14 protein-coding genes and 1 pseudogene are annotated in these 19833 nt (G+C 41.0%); all 15 read left to right on the plus strand.

Annotated features, from left to right (window positions below):
• Positions 1-146 precede the first annotated feature (146 nt).
• Positions 147-884 (plus strand): conjugal transfer protein TraX, encoded by a 738-nt coding sequence (locus tag ADJ67_03325; protein ID AKT47654.1) that lies wholly within the window; start codon positions 147-149, stop codon positions 882-884.
• A 74-nt stretch (positions 885-958) separates the two neighbouring features.
• On the plus strand, positions 959-2815 hold the full coding sequence (locus tag ADJ67_03330; GenBank protein AKT46800.1) for a hypothetical protein: 1857 nt from the start codon (positions 959-961) through the stop codon (positions 2813-2815).
• A gap of 59 nt (positions 2816-2874) precedes the next feature.
• Positions 2875-3741: a diaminopimelate epimerase gene (locus ADJ67_03335; GenBank protein ID AKT46801.1), complete on the plus strand. Its 867-nt coding sequence runs from the start codon at positions 2875-2877 to the stop codon at positions 3739-3741.
• A gap of 128 nt (positions 3742-3869) precedes the next feature.
• Positions 3870-5174: a diaminopimelate decarboxylase gene (locus tag ADJ67_03340; protein ID AKT46802.1), complete on the plus strand. Its 1305-nt coding sequence runs from the start codon at positions 3870-3872 to the stop codon at positions 5172-5174.
• A 39-nt stretch (positions 5175-5213) separates the two neighbouring features.
• Positions 5214-5858 (plus strand): hypothetical protein, encoded by a 645-nt coding sequence (locus ADJ67_03345; GenBank protein ID AKT46803.1) that lies wholly within the window; start codon positions 5214-5216, stop codon positions 5856-5858.
• A 223-nt stretch (positions 5859-6081) separates the two neighbouring features.
• On the plus strand, positions 6082-9009 hold the full coding sequence (locus ADJ67_03350; GenBank protein ID AKT46804.1) for a hypothetical protein: 2928 nt from the start codon (positions 6082-6084) through the stop codon (positions 9007-9009).
• 12 nt (positions 9010-9021) lie between these two features.
• On the plus strand, positions 9022-9291 hold the full coding sequence (locus tag ADJ67_03355; protein AKT46805.1) for a hypothetical protein: 270 nt from the start codon (positions 9022-9024) through the stop codon (positions 9289-9291).
• Positions 9292-9663: 372 nt separating this feature from the next.
• Positions 9664-13863: a collagen-binding protein gene (locus ADJ67_03360; GenBank protein AKT46806.1), complete on the plus strand. Its 4200-nt coding sequence runs from the start codon at positions 9664-9666 to the stop codon at positions 13861-13863.
• A 235-nt stretch (positions 13864-14098) separates the two neighbouring features.
• The gene (locus tag ADJ67_03365; protein ID AKT47655.1) at positions 14099-15058 is read left to right on the plus strand and encodes a phosphate starvation protein PhoH; all 960 of its coding nucleotides are present in this window, start codon (positions 14099-14101) and stop codon (positions 15056-15058) included.
• Positions 15058-15513 (plus strand): heat-shock protein, encoded by a 456-nt coding sequence (locus ADJ67_03370; protein ID AKT46807.1) that lies wholly within the window; start codon positions 15058-15060, stop codon positions 15511-15513. Before ADJ67_03365 ends, ADJ67_03370 begins: the two co-directional genes overlap by 1 nt.
• A 37-nt stretch (positions 15514-15550) precedes the next feature.
• Positions 15551-15931, plus strand: coding sequence for a cytidine deaminase (locus tag ADJ67_03375; protein ID AKT47656.1), 381 nt, complete (start codon positions 15551-15553; stop codon positions 15929-15931).
• Positions 15928-16827 (plus strand): GTPase Era, encoded by a 900-nt coding sequence (era, locus tag ADJ67_03380; protein ID AKT46808.1) that lies wholly within the window; start codon positions 15928-15930, stop codon positions 16825-16827. Before ADJ67_03375 ends, era begins: the two co-directional genes overlap by 4 nt.
• A 4-nt stretch (positions 16828-16831) precedes the next feature.
• Entirely contained in the window at positions 16832-17626 is a 795-nt protein-coding gene (locus ADJ67_03385) for a hypothetical protein (GenBank protein ID AKT46809.1), read from the plus strand.
• 10 nt (positions 17627-17636) lie between these two features.
• A pseudogene (locus ADJ67_03390) lies at positions 17637-18029 on the plus strand (hypothetical protein).
• A 387-nt stretch (positions 18030-18416) separates the two neighbouring features.
• Complete coding sequence (locus ADJ67_03395) at positions 18417-19826, plus strand: glycyl-tRNA ligase (GenBank protein ID AKT46810.1); 1410 nt, start codon at positions 18417-18419, stop codon at positions 19824-19826.
• Positions 19827-19833 lie beyond the last annotated feature (7 nt).

The following is a 19833-nucleotide window of genomic DNA, read 5'->3' on the forward strand; positions in this document are numbered from 1 at the left end:
CTAGAAAACTTTAGCCACTCGCCAATCAGAGCAATCGCCTGGTTTGAGTAGAAAACTCAGACTGCTAAAACTAATACAGTCTAAAAGGAGCCCCTATGCCCCAAAACAAAACAACAAAAACAAACGCAATCGCACCACAGCACGCAGTGCCCCAAACCAAACCCACCGCGCCAAGCCAAAACCCACTAAAACCCTACCAAATCCTAAGCGGAGCTAAGCTAAAATACATCGCATTTATCTCAATGCTCATAGACCACACAAATAACGCACTAATCACGCCCATGCTAAACGGCAAAGGCGCGCTGCTATACATATCGAACGCGTTTTCCATAATCGGAAGAATAGCCTTCCCAATCTTCATGTTTTTCCTTATCGAAGGCTTCTTCAAAACACGAAGTCGCAAGAAATACCTCGCAAGCCTTTTGATCTTCGGACTTATCTCCGAAGTACCATTTGATATGTTCGTCTCGAGGACATTCTTTGAGCCAAACTGGAACAACATGATGTTCACGCTATCCTTGTGCCTAGGCGTAATCTGGCTAATCGATAGCCTAAGAGCGAAACTAAAAAGCACGCTACTTTGGTTCATAACAAGCCTGCCAATTCTAGGAATTTCATGCTTCATAGCAACCTGGCTAAGCCTAGACTATGACTACCACGCAATACTCGTCGCATACATATTCTATATCTTCCGCCAAAAGCCAATCATCGGGGCAGGACTCGGGTATATCTCAATCATCAAAGAACTCTGGTCCATACTCGGCTTCGGACTGACACTCACATACAACGGAGAGAGGGGAATGCAGTACAAATGGCTAAACTACGCCTTTTACCCAGTCCACCTACTTATACTAGGAATCCTAAGATTCTACCTGAACATCTAATCAAAATAAAAACGCCTGCCAAGGTCAAGGCCGAAGGCCAAAGCAAAGCGTCACGCGCATACAAGGAGAGACTAATGAAAAGCATCGGAGCAGAAACACTAAAAACCATAGCAAAGGGAATGAACGCCGGATACATCTACGTGGATAAGGATGGAATCATCGGCGATTTCAGCGAGCTCGCCAAGGAAATACTAGGTATCAAAACCCTCGGACACCAAAAGCATGACGCAGGCCAAATCGAGCCAGGCGACATAGTCATATTCGCAGATAACGACCTCGGAAACGATGATATGATGAGACCAGAGGACCTCGAGTGCCTAAACATCAAAGACAAGGGGATCAGCCAAGGCGACATAGTCCTAGCCATAGGACGCTATAAGGATAAGTCATCAAAGCCCGTCTACAAGACCTTCGGAGCCTATGTCCCAGAGCCACTAATCACCCTCCAAACAAAGCTAGACAGCCTCGAAATCGCAGTATCCCTAGACTGCGAAAGCAGAAATATCAAAATCACTGTAGCAGGCGAATCCTACTGCATGGACTACCTCGAAAGCGTAGGACACCTAGTAGTACTAGACGGAAAAACCAAGGAAGTCAAATTCTTTCAGGCAAAGGGCTACGGATATAGAGGGGAAGAAGCAGGAGAACTCTTAAGAGGCAAGAGCTACCAAGCAAAGAACCTTAATGACGAAAACAGCGAGCTCGTTCCAACAGTAGGCATGAGCGCAAGACGCGTGCTGAGAGGCGAGGAATTCCAAGAAGAACTAGAAGCACTTCTAAACTCAGAAGACGGAGCCGAAACCCAAAAGGTGCTTGAGATATATAGACGCTGGATGCTAGTCAAAATGATACGCATAAAGAAGAACACAAAAGACGACGGCGTATATATCTTCATACGTGATAGAGAGCTAGCCCAAAAGGCAGCAAAAGCAGGTGCAGTCCTAAAAGAAAAGATAGAAAACGCATCAAGACTCACAGCATATAGAGACGAAATGCAGGAGATAGAATTCCTTAAGAACATAGTCGGAAACTCCATCAAAATGCAAAAGGTCAAGCAGCTTGCCTACAAGGCAGCAAACACAAGATTCAACGTAATCATAACGGGAGAATCAGGCACAGGTAAAACCAAGCTAGCCCGCGAGATTCACAGTATCAAAGGCGAAAATACACCATTTGTAACAGTAGCCTGCAACGCCATCGCCCCAAGCCTCATAGAGTCAGAACTCTTTGGCTATGTTCCAGGCGCATTCACAGGCGCAGATTCCAAGGGCAAAAAGGGCTTTTTCGAGGAGGCAAACGGCGGAACAATATTCCTAGATGAGATAGGAGAAATCCCGCCAGAAATGCAGATAAAGCTCCTCAACGTCCTTCAGGATAAGAGGATATATCGCGTGGGATCAACCAAGCCAATAGATATTGACGTCAGAGTCATTACGGCATCAAATAGAGACCTTGAAGAAGAAGTAAAGAAGGGAAGCTTCAGACAGGATCTATATTACAGAATAAATGTATTCCCAATCGCACTGCCACCACTACGCGAGCGAAAAAAGGATCTTAATCTCCTCGCAGAATCCATACTCAAAAACCTCCTATCAGCCTACGGCATGGACGAAAAGAAATTCTCGCAGGAAGCAATGGACCTCATCACAGCCTATGACTGGCCAGGAAACGTCAGAGAGCTCGAAAACATAATCGAAAGAGCCATAACCCTCTGCGACGGAACAAACATCTACGCAGAGCATCTCATGATAACAAAGCCAGAAGTACAAGGCATATCCCTCAGAGCCCGCGTCGAAGCAGGCGAGAAGAAGATAATTGAGGAAGTCCTCATAAAGCATAACGGAAACCGAAAGAAGGCAATGCAGGAGCTTGAGCTGTCAAAATCCGTCTTCTACGACAAGATAAAACGCTACGGCATAGAGCTCGAATAAAAACTGGCACGATTTATGCTTTAACTATCGAAGGAAATAAAAGCAAGAAAAGGCGCAATATGAAATTTTGGAAAATGAACGGAACAGGCAATGATTTTCTAATCATAGATAACAGCCTGCTAAAAATCACGCAAAAGGATCTTCCATTCCTTGCTAAAACTCTCTGCGAAAGGCACCACAGCATTGGAGCAGACGGCCTTATGATAGCCGAAAATGCAAGCGAGGGCTCAGGTGCAGACCTAAAAATGCACTTTTTCAATAACGACGGTTCAACCAGCGAAATGTGTGGCAACGGAGCAAGGTGTATCTGTCGCTATGCCTACGAAAACGGCTTAGCTGGTGAAGAGCAAAGGATAGAAACTGAAGCCGGAATAGTCATAGGAAGACGCATAAACAAAAGCGAATACGAAATCAGGCTAAACACACCCTGCAATATCAGGCTAGACGAGCAGATAGAATGCGAAGGCGAAATCCTAAACTGCTCCTACATAGAGCTTGGAAACCCAGGAATCCCGCACCTAGTTGTAGAAATCCAAAACCTAAAAAGCTTTGATGAAGGCAAGCTATATCGCATAGGAGCATATCTAAGAAGTCACAAAAACTACCCAAAGGGAGCAAATGTAAACTTCTACGAAAAACTAGAAGATGGCCACTACTACGAGAGAACCTTCGAAAGAGGAGTAGAAGGCTTCACCCTAGCCTGTGGCACCGGAACTGGCTCGCTTGTAAGCATCCTAAGTCTAAAAGGCGATAGCGATGGAAAAGACATCAAAGTAGACATGCAGGGCGGAAGACTAATCGTAAATGCAGAGAAAAAGGATGGTAAAATAGAAAACCTCTACCTAAGAGGAGGGACAAATGTAGTCTGCAAAGGTGAGGTAACAGATGAAAACATCAAAGGCCTAGTAAGCACATGTGAAATATAGCAGTCCAAAAAACAGGACTCCCAGAACGAAAAACTAGACAAGACGCGCATATTAATGCTATAAATTCCAAAAGCTATGGTATAATTTACGAAGAAATTAGATAGAATCTAAAAATGAGAGGATAAACAATGATCTGCGAAAACATTTCGGTTTCAAAGGATGGCAAACACCTACTGTTTGCAGGACAGGACACAGTTGAACTAGCAAAGAAATACGGCACACCGGTCTATCTCCTAGACGAGGATAGAATAAGGGAAAAGTGTAGAATATATAAGGCTGCCTTCCAAAAGCACTTCGGCGAAAAGGCAGTACCACTCTACGCATCAAAGGCAAACTGCTTCAAGCGCATGTACGAGATTATGAGAGAAGAGGAGATGGGCATCGACGTGGTTTCCTCAGGCGAAATCTACACAGCGCTCCAAGCAGGTTTTGATCTATCAAAAGCCTACTTCCACTCAAACAACAAAACAGACAAAGACATCAGCTATGCCATGGAACACGGCATCGGCTACTTCGTCGCAGATAATGTAGAGGAAGTAATCGCAGTCGAAAAGGAAGCAGAGCGCAGAGGCCTAAAGCAAAAGATACTCCTAAGGCTAACACCAGGAATCGATCCACACACCTATGAGGCAATCTCCACAGGTAAGGTTGACTCCAAGTTCGGAAGCCCAATAGAAACAGGCCAGGCAGAAGAAATCACTGCATTCACCCTCAAGCAGCCAAACATAGAGCTGATGGGTTTCCACTGCCACGTGGGCTCACAGGTATTTGAAGAGGATGTATTTGAGCGTGCAGCAGTCGTAATGCTAAAGTTCGTAGCGGAGATGAAGGAAAAGTACAGTTTCATCACACCAGAGCTCGACCTCGGCGGAGGTTACGGCGTAAGATACGTAGACACAGACCCATACCTTGACATAGAAACAAAGGTAGGCCAAGTAGCAGAAGCAGTCAAAAAGGCTTGCAAAGACTTTGGAATTGAAATGCCAGAAATCCACATGGAGCCGGGCAGATCCATAGTCGCAGACGCAGGCATGGTGCTATACACAGTAGGTACAGTAAAGAAAATCCCTGGTTACAAGAACTACGTTTCCATAGACGGCGGAATGACCGACTCCCCAAGATACGCGCTCTACAAAGCTGACTACACCTGCCTTCTCGCAAACAAGATGGACGAAGCAAATGACTTCAAAGCCTCAGTAGTAGGCCGTCTCTGCGAGTCAGGTGACATCATACAGGAGGACGTAATGCTTCCAGCATCGGTAGGTCGCTACGACACACTAGCCCTATGCACAGCAGGAGCTTATCACTACTCCATGGCATCGCACTATAACAGACTGCCAAAGCCACCAGTAATCATGCTCAAAGGCGGAAACGAAAGCTACATAGCAGTCAAAGGCGAAACCTTCGAAGACGTTATAAGAAATGACGTGTAAAAGGATATAGAAGACTTTTGCATACAAAGGAGTTATAGGATGGTAGTTTTTTCAGATTGTATGGAATGTGAACACTGCTACAACGACAGGGCCTCACACAAGTGTTGTTGTGAGGCATACCCCGATGGCATACCTCGAGAATGGTATCTTAGCGGGAACCCTAAGGAAGTAAAAGAATGTAATAATGGAATCGGCTTTAAACCAGAATGTAACGAGGATTTAGACATGGATGAAACGCTAAATCACCCAAAACTAGGCAAACTAAAATACCTAGAAAGCCCAGAGCAAATCCACTGCTGGCACGGTGAGCTAGAAGGAAGCGAGCTAGGCTTTGACATAATCCTAGAGACATCAAAACTAGACCAAGCAGACGCTGACTTCATAGCCGAAATCACTCAAAACTGGAAAACTTACGGAGCAAAAGCCATAGAAGACATTCGCGAAAAGCTGACTTCAGAACCCGAATTTTTCGGTATATCAAAAGAAGACGCAGATAGCTTGTCAAAGCTAAAAGATTTACCATTCAACTGTCCACAGTTTACCTTCTATGAAAACAAGGAATGGGCAATAGTATTCCTCGAAAACGATTTAGGCATAGGTGAGCCGTTTGGTATATCGGTGAACTATGATGGGGAAGTGCTAACTGGGGTCTATGATCTGTCTGATTCGGAAGAAATTGATTGATTTGATGTAATTGTATTATTCATATAATAGGTAAGAAACACTTTAGTGCATAACTAAGGTGTTTTTTATTATTTAAATACAAGTATTGGAGATATCATATATGAGATTTAAAAGAATTGTTACATATGAAGTATATAACAATTCAGAAAGATGTGTTATTATTAATTGAGATTAGAATTAATACTCATATAATGGAACAATCAAATTAAAGGTGGGTAGTATAATGTGTAATGAGAAGTTTAAAGAATTGTTTTCAAAGGACATTTATCAATTACCAATTCGCTGGGAAGGTAGAGATTTTTATGGGAGACTTTACAATCATTTTAAAACATATTGTGAAGATATTACTGAAATTTTGAAAGACGAAGTAGACATATGTAACGATATTGAGCATATATGTATAAAAATATGTACAGCTTTGGATTACAGTTTCAGAGGGTACCCAATAGAGTCATATAAAAGTTTCAAAAGTGTAATGGATATCCTTAATAAAATTCCTTTACTTGTTGATAATTTTGAATTTAAAAATGAAAAAATATATCGAGTAGTAAATAATGGAAATGCAAGTTTGCCAGAACGTGAACGAATTTTTCATGTTCCTTTTAAGATGCGTTCTAAAATGTCAACACAAAGATATAGCATACCAGGATTTCCGAGTCTGTATCTTGGGACATCAATTGAGCTATGTTGTATGGAACTTGATAAGGAACCAAAACAAGACTATCTTTGTGTATCAAGATTTGAAATTGAAATGGAAGTTGACCCTTTAATAAATTCTATTTTTGGAAATTCAGATCAACCCCTAAAATTTGATAATGGTCAACTGAAAATATTTGATTTGTCTTTAAAGCCGGATGAAATAATAGTTAAAGATTTTTCTTATGATGAATATATTAAATACATAAAATGGTACCCGCTACTGTCAGCGTGTTCGTATATTCGTGCTATGCATGATGATCCTTACTCACCTGAGTACATAATGCCACAGCTATTCACTCAATGGGTGCGCTCTGAAAATGAGGAAACAGTAGTTGGGATAAAATATTTTTCCTGTGCATCAAACTATGCATCTAAACTTGGTAAAAATTTCGTATTCCCTAGTACTGGAACACCATATCATATTGGAAATGACATTGATGACTACTGTGCTAGATTATCACATAGATTTAAATTGACGCAACCAAAATTTATAAAAGACTATAAAAATCTAGAATCGCTTGTAAATGAATTAAATAATGATAAAGAACTCGATTACATTAGAAAATCTGATAAATATAAGAATACAAATATTGAAGGAAAATATTCAATAAAAGAAGGAGTTTCTAATATAGGTAAATCTGCCTTTTTAGGATGCGATTCATTAACAGAGATTTCTATACCTAAAAGTGTTACATATATTGGTGATCAAGCTTTTTATGAATGTAAAAATCTTAAAGAAATTAATATTCCAAGCAGTGTTAATCATATTGGTAATTCGGTTTTTTTTGGATGTCAAACTCTTGAGAATATATTTGTGCATAGTTTTAATCAAGATTATTGTGATTCAAATGGCATAATGTACAATAAAAATAAAACTGAGCTTGTATACTACCCAACTGGTAGACGGTGCAAAGAATTTATAATACCAGATAAAATTGAATTTATTAATGCAACTGCATTTGAATCTAATATTTATATAGAGAATGTAATTATACCAGATAGCGTAGAAAATATTGGATATGGTGCTTTTAGAAATTGTAATAGATTAACAAAAGTTGTTTTATCTAAAATGTTAGAAAATATTGAAATTGAAACATTCTGCATGTGTCATAATCTGACCAAGATTGAAATTCCGAGTGGTGTTACTAGTATTGGAGATTATTCTTTTCGTAAATGTCATAATCTAACTGAATTTGAAATTCCAAAAGATACAACGGAAATTGGGATAGGTGCATTTTATGAGTGTAAAAAAATTAAAAAAATAGAAATACCTAATGGTGTTACATATATTGGAGATTCTGCATTTTATGGCTGTGAGAGTTTAACTAGAATAGTGATTCCCAAAAGTATAAATAGTATCGATGATAATACTTTTATGTCGTGTACAAATCTGACTGAAATAAAAATCACAGATAATGTAACCTCAATTGGTGATGGTGCTTTCGCATACTGTTGTAATTTAACAGAGTTTAAGTTTCCTAGTAGTATAACAGATATCGGTGAATCTATTTTTTATAAATGCATAAATCTAAGTAATATAATTGTTGATGATTCAAATGAATGCTTTAAAGATATTGATGGTGTCTTATATAACAAAGATGTAACTAAGCTAATTTGCTATCCTCCTAGTAGAAAAATACGTGACTTCAAAATTCCTATTACAACGAAGGTGATTCTCAATGATGCTTTTGAATCATGTGGATTTCTTGAAAATATAGAAATACCTAATGGTGTTACATATATTGGAGATTCTGCATTTTATGGCTGTGAGAATTTAATCAGAATGAGAATTCCTGAAAGTGTTAAAGAACTTGGAAATAATATATTTAGAGGATGTGAGAACTTGATTGATATCAATGTTGATTGTTCAAATCAAAATTATATGGATATAGATGGAGTTCTATATGACAAGAATAAAACACGTTTAATATGTTATCCACAAGGAAAAAAAGAAACGACTTTCGATATACCTTATGATGTACAATATATAGAACAATCAGCATTCGAATCTTGTGATTCGTTAGAATCTGTGTTTATTCCAGATAGTGTTGAAGGACTTGGAAATAATATATTTATAGGATGTGAGAACTTGATTGATATCAATGTTGATTGTTCAAATCAAAATTATATGGATATAGATGGAGTTCTATATAGCAAGGATGGAACACATTTAATATATTATCCTCAAGGAAAGATAGAAAAGAATTTCGATATACCTTATGATGTACAATATATAGAACATTCAGCATTCGAATCTTGTGATTCGTTAGAATCTGTGTTTATTCCAGATAGTGTGATAAAGGTTAAGGTAAATGCATTTGTATCATGTAAAAATTTAAGAGAAGTATGTATAAATCAAAATACTGTTTTTTCAGATAAAACATTTTATGATTGTAGTGATGGATTAGAATTTATCGTGCGACTAAACGAGTTAGGGAGTAAACTCAAATAAAGACTCTAGCTTGTGGCAAAACCATGTGATGACAAAAGTACAAAAATATCAGTATTAAAGTATGAAAGTCAAAATTTCAAAGAGCAAAGCCTAACTCAAATAGGACTTATACAAAGAACTTTTCAAACAAAATTATCAACCAATAAAACAAAACATTGGATAGTCGATACACCAGCTTGGGATGAGTATATCAGGCAGCTTATTGATGTAAATGTATGGCTAATAAAATTATTGTATAAAAAAACAAAAATTACTATAATAAAAGTGACTGAAACAATGTAATTGATAATGTAATAGGTAATATGGTTTTATGTTGAAATGGAGCCTATGTGACAGAGCGGAGTGAAGCTATATAAGTAGTAGATATATTCATCACGAAGAAGAAAGATATTTGGAGTAATACCAACACTATGACGCCCACTAATCAGGGCGTCTTTCTTTGATAAAAAAACCACTTTCTAAACTAACAAGTTTTCAGTCAACATATTGCATGCTGTCATAAACAAGTATATAATAGTAAGGTATGTATTAATAGCTTTTCCAGGCTGTGGTCAGACGGGAGAATGACAGGCTTGATATGTAGGCGCCAATCTTGGATTAGGCACCCTTAGATAAGCAATTAATGGGACTATAGATAAGTAAGGGGGGATATCTATGAAAAATAGAGTGAAGCAGGTCTTTGCGTGCTTGCTTTCCATTCTAATTGTAGTTGTGGGCATAACGCCTATGACAAACTCAGTGGTTAATGCAGAAACGACCACAGGACTTCAGTTTACTAGTATTAAGATAGTAGAATCTGAAACAGGTACCGTAGTAGCAGACTTGCTAAATGGGGAAACACCTAAGCTAAAGACTGGTGTAACCTATGCGCTAAATGTGAGCTATTCGGTTCCATTGAATCTGCAGTTTTCTAACACCTACCTCAACCTGAGATTTGGGGATGGTGTATATGTTAAGACACTTCCAGGAGCAACATTTGCTGAGGGACCAATTTCATCGACAGGTTTTGAGTCTCTCGTAAAGACACCGACAGGAACGGGCACATCGCCTTATGGTTACCCGGGTGCAGGCTCCGAAAAATCCAGAAGTGGTGATCTAAAATACAAGAGCAAGGTTTCATTGACAAACGTTTCATCAGTCGGTGAGATATGCTTTGCCTTGGATGATGCCTATCTGAACCAGGATCCAAACCAAATTCTATCTAATTTGTTTAAGTTTAGCCTAAGCACCGATGCTACAAATGATATTGATGCTAAGTCTTTTAATGCTATTTCTACTGAGACATTTAACTATGGATTTTGGAACAACCAGCCAACAGAAGCTGTCTCAAAGGGACAGACCACAAGTGCGCTAAACGTATATAACACAGGTGGTAAGTCACTAACTAGAGCCGGAAGTAAGACTACGGTACAGATTGTATACCCAAGTGATATCGAGCTAGTTGGCCTAGAGGAACGAGGACTATATAATACAAACGGAACAGTAGTATCAACAACAGAAAGTGGAGGCTTTAAGACGGCTACTGTCGAGTGGAATGAGCCAGGCTCATACTCGGGTGGACTTTCATTTTTCCCACACCTAAAGGTTCCAGCAAACAGCACTAGAGCCAATGGTTCAACATTTGATGTGGTAATCAAAAACTTCAGCAAAACGATTTGGAACGATAATCCTAACGTGGGAAGAACATCAAACGCGCAAGAAGCCAGGATGACAGTTACAATCATGGATGGAAGTACATCCGAGCGAACCAAGGGTTATGGACTTGTTGATACAATGCCAAACTGGGCGCTAAAGAAATATGACACATACAATGTGCGTCTCGGAAGCTTTTTGATAAAGAATGAGCTTACAACGCCAACACTCCCAAAGACACTTGAGTTTAATATCGATAATGCAGACACTGCAATTATTCGAGGAGTGACAATTCCTTACGCAGCTGGTATGACATATGGAAATATCTACTGGACAACTGCTGATGGCAGAAGCGGAACAGCATCCCCAAGTGTAATTAAGCCATCGGGAAGTGTTTCAGCTCTAATCACTAATGAAGCACTAGGACTTGGTATAAACGACTCAATCAAAACCCTAAAGGTAGACCTTGGTTCAATCCCTGCATCATATGACGGAATAAGACCTATGCAGGACCTACTTGATACTTGGAATCCAAATAATATTCATGTATCAGACGAATACTACGGATGGTCATACATTCCTGCAGGAATCTACGGATCATGGAAGAAGGGAACAAATGCAGACGTAGTTTCAACGATTAAGTTCTACACGACAGGCCAGACACCATCAAGCACTGATGCAGTTAAGGTTGTAGGTAAGGCAGATAAGCCAAGAGTCGTAAACGGTGTCGGAACAATAAATAAGACCCAAATAAACGGTGGAGATAGCTTCAAGGTTTCGGGAAGAATTAACGATGCTAACTGGGACTGGAATCCACTCCAGGAGCCAGTAATCTACATGATTATGCCAGAAGGATTTGAGTACTCCAATTTAGCCGTGACAAATGGAACTCTCAGCTCGCCAAGCTATGTTGGTGAATTTGAAAAGGACGGAGTCAAACTCAAAGTTTGGAAGTATTCAATAGACGTTGGACAAGAGACTAGAGGTCAATACCAGACAGACTTCTCAATCAAGAGCATGAATATTTCCTTTGATGTAAAGACTGATAAGACTGCGAGAGTCAAGACATATCACATCAATGATTTCCTTGGAATTACAACAAAGGACTTCAAGGACATAGACGCAGTTATAAAGCGTGAGAAGTGGGATGCAAGCAACTGGAACACTAATAAGTACACAGCTACATTTGGTGAGAAGGTTAACTCCGGAAAAGACATGGTATCGCTTTCAGAGGGTCCAGGAATCAAGATTACGCAGGCCTATGATGTAAGCGCTAAGTCTGAACTTTTGATACCTGATACAGGAAAGTCCTATGTATACGACAATACATCAGAGACAGCAAAAGAAGCAACTACTCCAGTTCTAAAACCAGGAGGCGATGCAACCCTCCGTATCACTGTGAGAAACAATATGACATCACAGCTAGATCGCGTTAGTCTCTTTGTTCCACTGCTAAAGAAGGATTTGAACTTCGGAGCAGGCTTTATGCCAGAAGGCAAAACCGAACTTCCGCTAGAACTTAGAAATGTTGAGACGACACCTAATTTTGAGGTGAAGTATATAAAGCTCAAGGCCGGAAAGACATATCCGATAAATGAGGCACCGCAGCCAGCAGACTATGACATAGTTACAGACCCTGCAGATGCTAATATGATTATGTTAGTATCAAGATCTGCAGTTGCTCCAGGAGACGGCGGACGAGTTGATATCACATACAAGGTTGGAAATGATGTAACTCATCTATATAACGAGAAAAAGGACGTAATTACGCCAGTACTAGATTACAACATCGGCGGAAATACATCCACGCTCACAAGGGAGCCAGCAGCAGTTAGCTTCCATGTTGATGCTCCAGTAACAAGAGATATCACAGTTAAGAAGCTTTGGAAGGATCACGCAGGCACAGCAATTACAGCGCCAGTTACAAGCGTTGATGTAGAGCTCCTAAAAGATGGAGCTGTAGTAGAAGAAAAGCAGCTTACAGCAGCAAATGGCTGGACGGTTACATTTGATAATCTCGAAAAGGCAAATGCAGCAGGAGTTGACTACGCATACACCGTAAGAGAAAAGGGGCTAGATGCATCAAATGACATTAAGCTTGATGGAGCTTGGTACAGAGCGACGACAAGCGGAAGCATGGATGCAGGCTTCACAGTTACAAATAAGAAGTCTTTGACCTTCACACCTATGATTCCAGCTACAACAAAGCTGACCGTATCAAAGGAGTGGAGCGGCCTATCGCAGGCTAACGCAAATGAGCAAAGCGTAAGAGTTAGACTGTTCAAGAATGGCGTAGCAACAACGCAGGAAAAGATTCTTGATAAGGATAATAACTTTAAGGCTACATTTGATAACTTGCCAGATACTGACGCAGTAAACGGAGTGAATACAAAGAACGTTTACACAGTTAAGGAAGTTGATGCTGACGGAAATGCACTGAATGCAGGCGATAAGATTAAGCTTGGAGATAAGGAGTTTGTCGTAAGCTATGACGGAGCAAAGGTAAAGAACACTCTTGTTAATCCTAAGATTAAACTCGAAGGCGATAAAGTTTGGAATGACGCAAATAATCAGGACGGCATAAGACCTGATGAAGTCACTGTAAAGCTAATCGCAAATGGTATAGACACAGGAAAGACTGCCAAGGCAACAAGGGCAGGAAACTGGGAATATAAGTTCGAAAACCTAGCAAAATACGATGAAAACGGTGACGAAATAGTCTATAGTGTTGTGGAGATAGGTGTTCCAGGATATACGTCTCATGTTAATGGAACAAGGGTTACAAATACTCATGATCCAGCAAAAATCGATATCCCAGTAAAGAAAATCTGGAATGACGATAACGATACTAAGGGAAAGCGTCCGCAGAGCGTACACATCACGCTATTTGCCGATGGTGTAAAGGCTGATGAAGTAGATTTGAACGCAGGTGATAACTGGGCGCACACATTTGCGAATATGCCTAAGTTCAAAGATGGAAAGCTAATTAAGTACACAGTCAAGGAGGACGCGGTAGCAAGCTACGAGAGCAAGATCACGGGCGATGAGACTGAGTTCCAAGTGACAAATACGTACAAGGAGCCAGTAAAGCCAAACGGTGGTAAGAAGGGCGGAAAGCCTAATACCTTCGATGATGGCGGAATGGCGCTATACAGCGTGATGGCAGGACTTTCGGGTCTACTCTTCATAGCCGTATCCAAAAAGAGAAAATATAGCAGATAGCCTATGTTTATGGGCCGGTAGTCAAGGGGGCGCCGGTCCTTTTTTAGTGGATTTTTGCATTCGCCATAAGTGACTAAAATTACTTATAACAAAATAGGAGATATTGCCAGCCTAAACTTGCTTAAACATAGGAAAAATTATATAATTACACTGGATAATAATTTATTTTTCAAGCTATGGAGGTCTTTGTTTGACAATACAAGAAGCCAAAAACGATGCGAGAGAAAACGCATTTATAAGTTTTGATATAGATGAGACAGTGGATAGAGTCGCGCTGTTTGGAAACCTAGATATTAACCTGAACCTAATCAGCGATGCAGCAGGCGTTCAGATTGTGCAAAGAGACAACTCGCTTTTGATACGCGGAGAAAAACCTGAACTAGCCATTGAGATGCTGAGGGAACTCATAGACATAATGCATAGCGGAGAGTTCCTCGACGAGCAAAAGGTGAACTATGTAATTCAGCTCAAGGCTGAGGGCGGTTCATACAGCGAAAGTGGCGTCGGAAAAGATGTTATCTGCTTTACAGCAAAGGGAAAGCCTCTTAAGGCCAAGACAGTCGGACAAAAGCGCTATGTCAATGCTGTGAGAAAGAGTGACATGGTCTTTGGCATAGGACCAGCTGGAACGGGTAAAACCTATCTTGCAGTAGCACTTGCAGTAAGCGCATATAAGAACAAAGAGGTTGAGAAGATTATCCTGACAAGACCAGCTGTTGAAGCGGGCGAAAAGCTAGGATTTTTGCCGGGAGACCTTCAGGATAAAGTAGACCCATATCTTAGGCCAGTCTACGATGCGCTCTATGATCTTCTCGGAAGAGATAATGCTCTGAGACTTAAGGAGCGTGAGCTTATAGAGGTTGTTCCACTAGCGTACATGAGAGGTAGAACTTTAGATAATGCCTTTATCATACTTGATGAGGCTCAGAACACGACCTGCGAGCAGATGAAGATGTTTTTGACACGTATGGGCTTTGGTTCCAAGATTGTGGTTACAGGTGACGTGACGCAGATAGACCTTCCAGCCGGAAAGAAGAGCGGACTTATAGATGCCGAGAGAGTCCTAAAGGGCGTAAAGGGCATAGAATTCTGCTATCTGAGGGAGATGGACGTCGTTAGACATGAGATGGTTAAGCGCGTAATCAGCGCCTACGATAGGTATTATAAGCATCATCCAAAGAAGGAAGAGAAATAATGGAAATCTATTTTGAGAATGAACAGGTGGTCAGCGAGGAGTTACTAGCTTTGATGGAAGAAAGCGCAAGGCTTTGCCTAGAAAAGGAAGGAATTCCTGAGGAGAACTGCGAGTTTTCGGTCAGCTTTGTGGACAGGGAAGAAATCAAAGAGTTAAACAGCACATATAGAGGCGTTGATAAGGTCACAGATGTGCTTTCATTTCCTCAGTTTGAGAATTTTAACGAGCTTCCTGAGAATCAGATAATCTGCCTTGGCGATATCGTAATCTGCGAGGACAGGGCAAAGGAGCAGGCTGAGGAATTTGGGCATTCATATGAGCGTGAGATAATATATCTATTTACGCACAGCGTTCTTCATCTTCTTGGATATGACCACATGGATGAGGAAGAGAAGGCTGAGATGAGAGAGCGTGAAGAAGAAGTAATGACTGAGCTTAAGCTTAAGAGAATTTAGAGCAAGATACTTCTTAGAGGAGGAAGTCATGAGTAATATAACAGATGTCGAGCTATATAAGCTCGCAAGAAAAGCTGCAAGAAATGCCTATGCACCGTTTTCGGGCTTTAGGGTTGGAGCAGCAATTTTGACGACTACAGGTGAGATTTTTACAGGTGTAAATGTCGAAAACTCAAGCTATGGCGCTACGATATGCGCTGAGCGCGTTGCATGTGCAAAGGCTATTTCAGAGGGATTTAGAAACTTTGAGGCGATTGCTGTTGCGACATATTCAGGAGATCAAGCAATTCCGTGCGGAATGTGCAGGCAGTTTCTCTTTGAGTTTGCACCAAATCTCAAGGTTATAACCGGAAGAGATGAAGAAAATATCGAGGTGACAAGTCTCGATGAACTATTACCGAAAGGATTTAGATTATGAAGTCGGGATTTGCAGGAATTATAGGAAGACCAAATGTCGGAAAGTCGACATTGCTGAACTCCATTTTGGGCGAGAAAATCGCAATTACAACAGATAAACCGCAGACAACTAGAAACAGCATTAGAGGTATTTATACAGAGCATGCGGAAGATGGAGACTCAAGCCAGATAGTTTTTATCGATACTCCAGGAATTCACAAGGCTCATAATAAGCTTGGAGCAGCTATGGATGACATAGCTATTAAGACATATAAGGAAGTTGACGTAATACTATTTCTTGTAGATGGAAGTCCGGATAAGGGAAGAGGCGATACCTATATCCTAGAGATGATTAAGGATGTTGAAACTCCAAAGTTCCTAGTTATTAACAAGGTTGATACCATGGACCCAGAGGAGTTCAAAAAGACCTATGATGTCTATGAAAAGATGGGCATCTTTGATGAGATATTTGGCATTTCAGCTCTCAAGGGAACTCATGTACAAAGGCTAGTCAAGGCGATTCAGGGATATCTTGAGGAGGGACCAATGTTCTTCCCAGAGGATATGGTAACTGACCATCCAGAGCGTTTTATCGTGAGTGAGATAATTCGTGAGAAGCTTTTGATGTACCTAAACGAAGAGGTGCCACATGGCGTTGCCGTTGAGATAGAAAGCTATAAGGAAGACCCTAAGCTAACCGAAATCGGTGCTGTCATCTACTGCGAGAGAAAGTCGCACAAGGGCATCATCATCGGAAAACAGGGTAAGAAGCTAAAGGGCATAGGAAAGAGTGCAAGGCTAGAAATAGAAGCGCTCCTAGGAGTTAGAGTTTACCTACAGCTATTTGTAAAGGTCAAAGAGAACTGGCGTGACTCAGACTTTGCTATCTCAAACTTCGGATACAGCGAGGACAGGTGATAGCATGCTTGCCGATTCTACAGGAATCATTTTAAGGCGAATAAATGCAACCTCGGGCAGGAAGATGCTCTCCATATTCACTCAGAAATACGGAAAGATAAGCGCGGGAACTAGCATCTCAGAAAAGAGCAGCAAGGGCAAGGCGACGCTGAGTCTAAACCGCTTTACCTACGGGCGCTATGAGATTTTTAGGAGCCGTGACTTCTACAATGTCAACAGCGGAGAGGTAGTGAAGAGCTTTTTCCGAATAGGAGAGGATCCAGACAAGTACTTTGCGGCGTCGTTTGCGCTAGAGCTTACGGACAAGGCGCTTCCGGAGGAGCTTCCCCAGCCAAAGCTTTTGAACGAGCTTGTGGATTTTCTTGGAACGCTAGAGGATAGAAGCAAGGGCTTCATAACTCTTGTCATAGCCTATGAAATCAAGCTGCTTGATGCCGTGGGAATGCTGCCAAATCTAGATGAATGCGTGGTCTGCGGATCAAAGCCAGATGATGGGAAAAGGCTCAGGTATTTCAGCGTCGAAGACGGAGGAATGATATGCGATGAATGCATGAGAGAAATAGAGCAGGAAATCGCACAAAATTCTAAGTCTAGGGCAAAGCCGAGATTGATTTATAGCCCTAAATTTGATATAGTTAATATAATTAAATATTTCTCCAAAAGACCAATCTCAGCCTTCGGAAACATCATGCTTGATGCCGAAACTGAGGAGGAACTTTATAAGATTTTAAGAGAATATATTTCATATCATATGGATGTGGGAACGCTAAAGAGCGAGCTATATCCGAGCATTGTATAGGAGGTTTACAATGGAAATTACATTAGAAAAAATTGAATTAGTAAGGGATCGCACAGGGGTAACCTACAAGGAAGCTAAGGAAGCTTTAGAAGCAGCAAACGGAAACGTTGTAGATGCGATAATTGCAATCGAAGAGACAATAGACTGCTCAGAGAAGAACAGCACTAAGGCTAAGAAGGATGCTTTGATAGGCAGAATGAAGGAGATGTTTGACAAGGGTAATGTTTCAAAAATCGTAGTATCAAGAGACGACCACACATTCCTAAACATTCCGCTAAATGTAGGTATCGTAGGAACAGTAATCGCACCATGGGGAATGATCGCTGGTGTTGTTGCTGCGCTAGGATTTAGATGCAAGATCGAGTTTGTTAAGGACGACGGATCAGTTATAGACCTATCGGAGAAGGCTAATGACTTCTATGATACAGCTAAGGAGAAAGGAACTGACTTCTATGCTGACATGAAGGAGAAGGCTCCAGAAGTTTACTCAGACCTAGTTAACAAGGGTGGAGAAGCTCTCAACAAGGCTAAGGATGTTGCAGCTGATGTAGCAGCTAAGGCTAAGAGCAAGGTTGTTAAGAACGATTTTGCTGATGATATCAATCTAGACGATATTGAAGAGGCTGAGGAAGCAGTAGAAGAGACTGCAAAGGAAGCAGTTGATAAAGCAGCAGATGCTGTTAAGGACGCTGCAGACACAGTTAAGGAAAAGGTAGAAGAATAATCGGAATCAAATCCGAATTCAATTTGAATTAATTTGAAATACAAGGGAAGCAGGTTATTTTTACAGATGGAAAACAGTAAAGCAACGATGGAAAAAATTGTCGCATTAGCAAAGAACAGAGGATATGTGTATCCGGGTTCTGAGATTTACGGCGGTTTGGCTAACACATGGGACTACGGTCCTTTGGGCGTAGAGTTTAAGAACAATGTTAAGAAGGCTTGGTGGAAGAAGTTCGTACAGGAATCCAAGTACAATGTCGGGCTCGACGCAGCTATTTTGATGAACCCACGCACATGGGAGGCATCTGGGCACATCGGAGGCTTTGCTGATCCTCTTATCGACTGCAAGGAATGTAGATCAAGATTTCGTGCTGATAAGCTAATTGAGGACTACCGCAGCGAAAAAGGTCTTCCAGAAGAAGCTGTCGACGGCTGGTCAAATGAGAAACTAGAGGAGTACATCAGAGATGAGCAGATCGCTTGTCCTGAGTGTGGTAAGAGCAACTACACAAACATCAGACAGTTTAATTTGATGTTTAAGACCTTCCAGGGTGTAACTGAGGACTCACAGTCACAGATTTACCTTCGCCCAGAGACAGCGCAGGGAATTTTCGTAAACTTCAAGAATGTGCAGAGAACTTCACGTAAGAAGATTCCATTCGGAATAGCACAGATTGGTAAGTCGTTCAGAAACGAGATTACTCCTGGTAACTTCACATTCAGAACAAGAGAGTTTGAGCAGATGGAGCTTGAGTTCTTCTGTAAGCCAGGTGAGGACCTAGAGTGGTTTAACTACTGGAGAACATACTGCGTTGACTTCCTAAAGTCACTTGGAATGACGATGGAAAACATCAGAACAAGAGACCACGAAAAGGAAGAGCTATCACACTACAGCAACGCGACAACAGATATCGAGTTCCTATTCCCATTCGGATGGGGAGAGCTATGGGGTATCGCAGATAGAACTGACTTCGACCTTAGCAAGCATGCAGAGTTTTCAGGTCAGGACATGACATATCTTGACCCAGATACAAATGAGAGATATGTTCCATACTGCATAGAGCCATCGCTTGGAGCTGATAGAGTTGCGCTTGCATTCCTAGTTGATGCATACGATGAAGAGGTTCTATCAACTGACGATAACGGCAAAGAGGATACGAGAATTGTCCTAAGGCTTCACCCAGCACTTGCACCATTTAAGGCGGCTGTACTACCTCTATCAAAGAAGCTTTCAGTCGTTGCAGAGCCTATATTTGAAGAACTATCAAAGTACTTTAACGTAGACTACGACGCATCAGGATCTATCGGTAAACGCTACCGCAGAGAGGACGAAATCGGAACTCCATTTAGCATCTGCGTGGACTTTGATACTGAGACAGACGGCTGCGTAACTATCAGAGATAGAGACACTATGGAGCAGATAAGAATTCCAATTTCAGAAGTAAGAAGCTATATCGAAGAAAAGCTTGTATTTTAAGCAAAAA

The organism is Eubacterium sulci ATCC 35585 (assembly GCA_001189495.1).
GTDB classification, from domain to species: Bacteria; Bacillota; Clostridia; order Peptostreptococcales; family Anaerovoracaceae; genus Eubacterium_B; species Eubacterium_B sulci.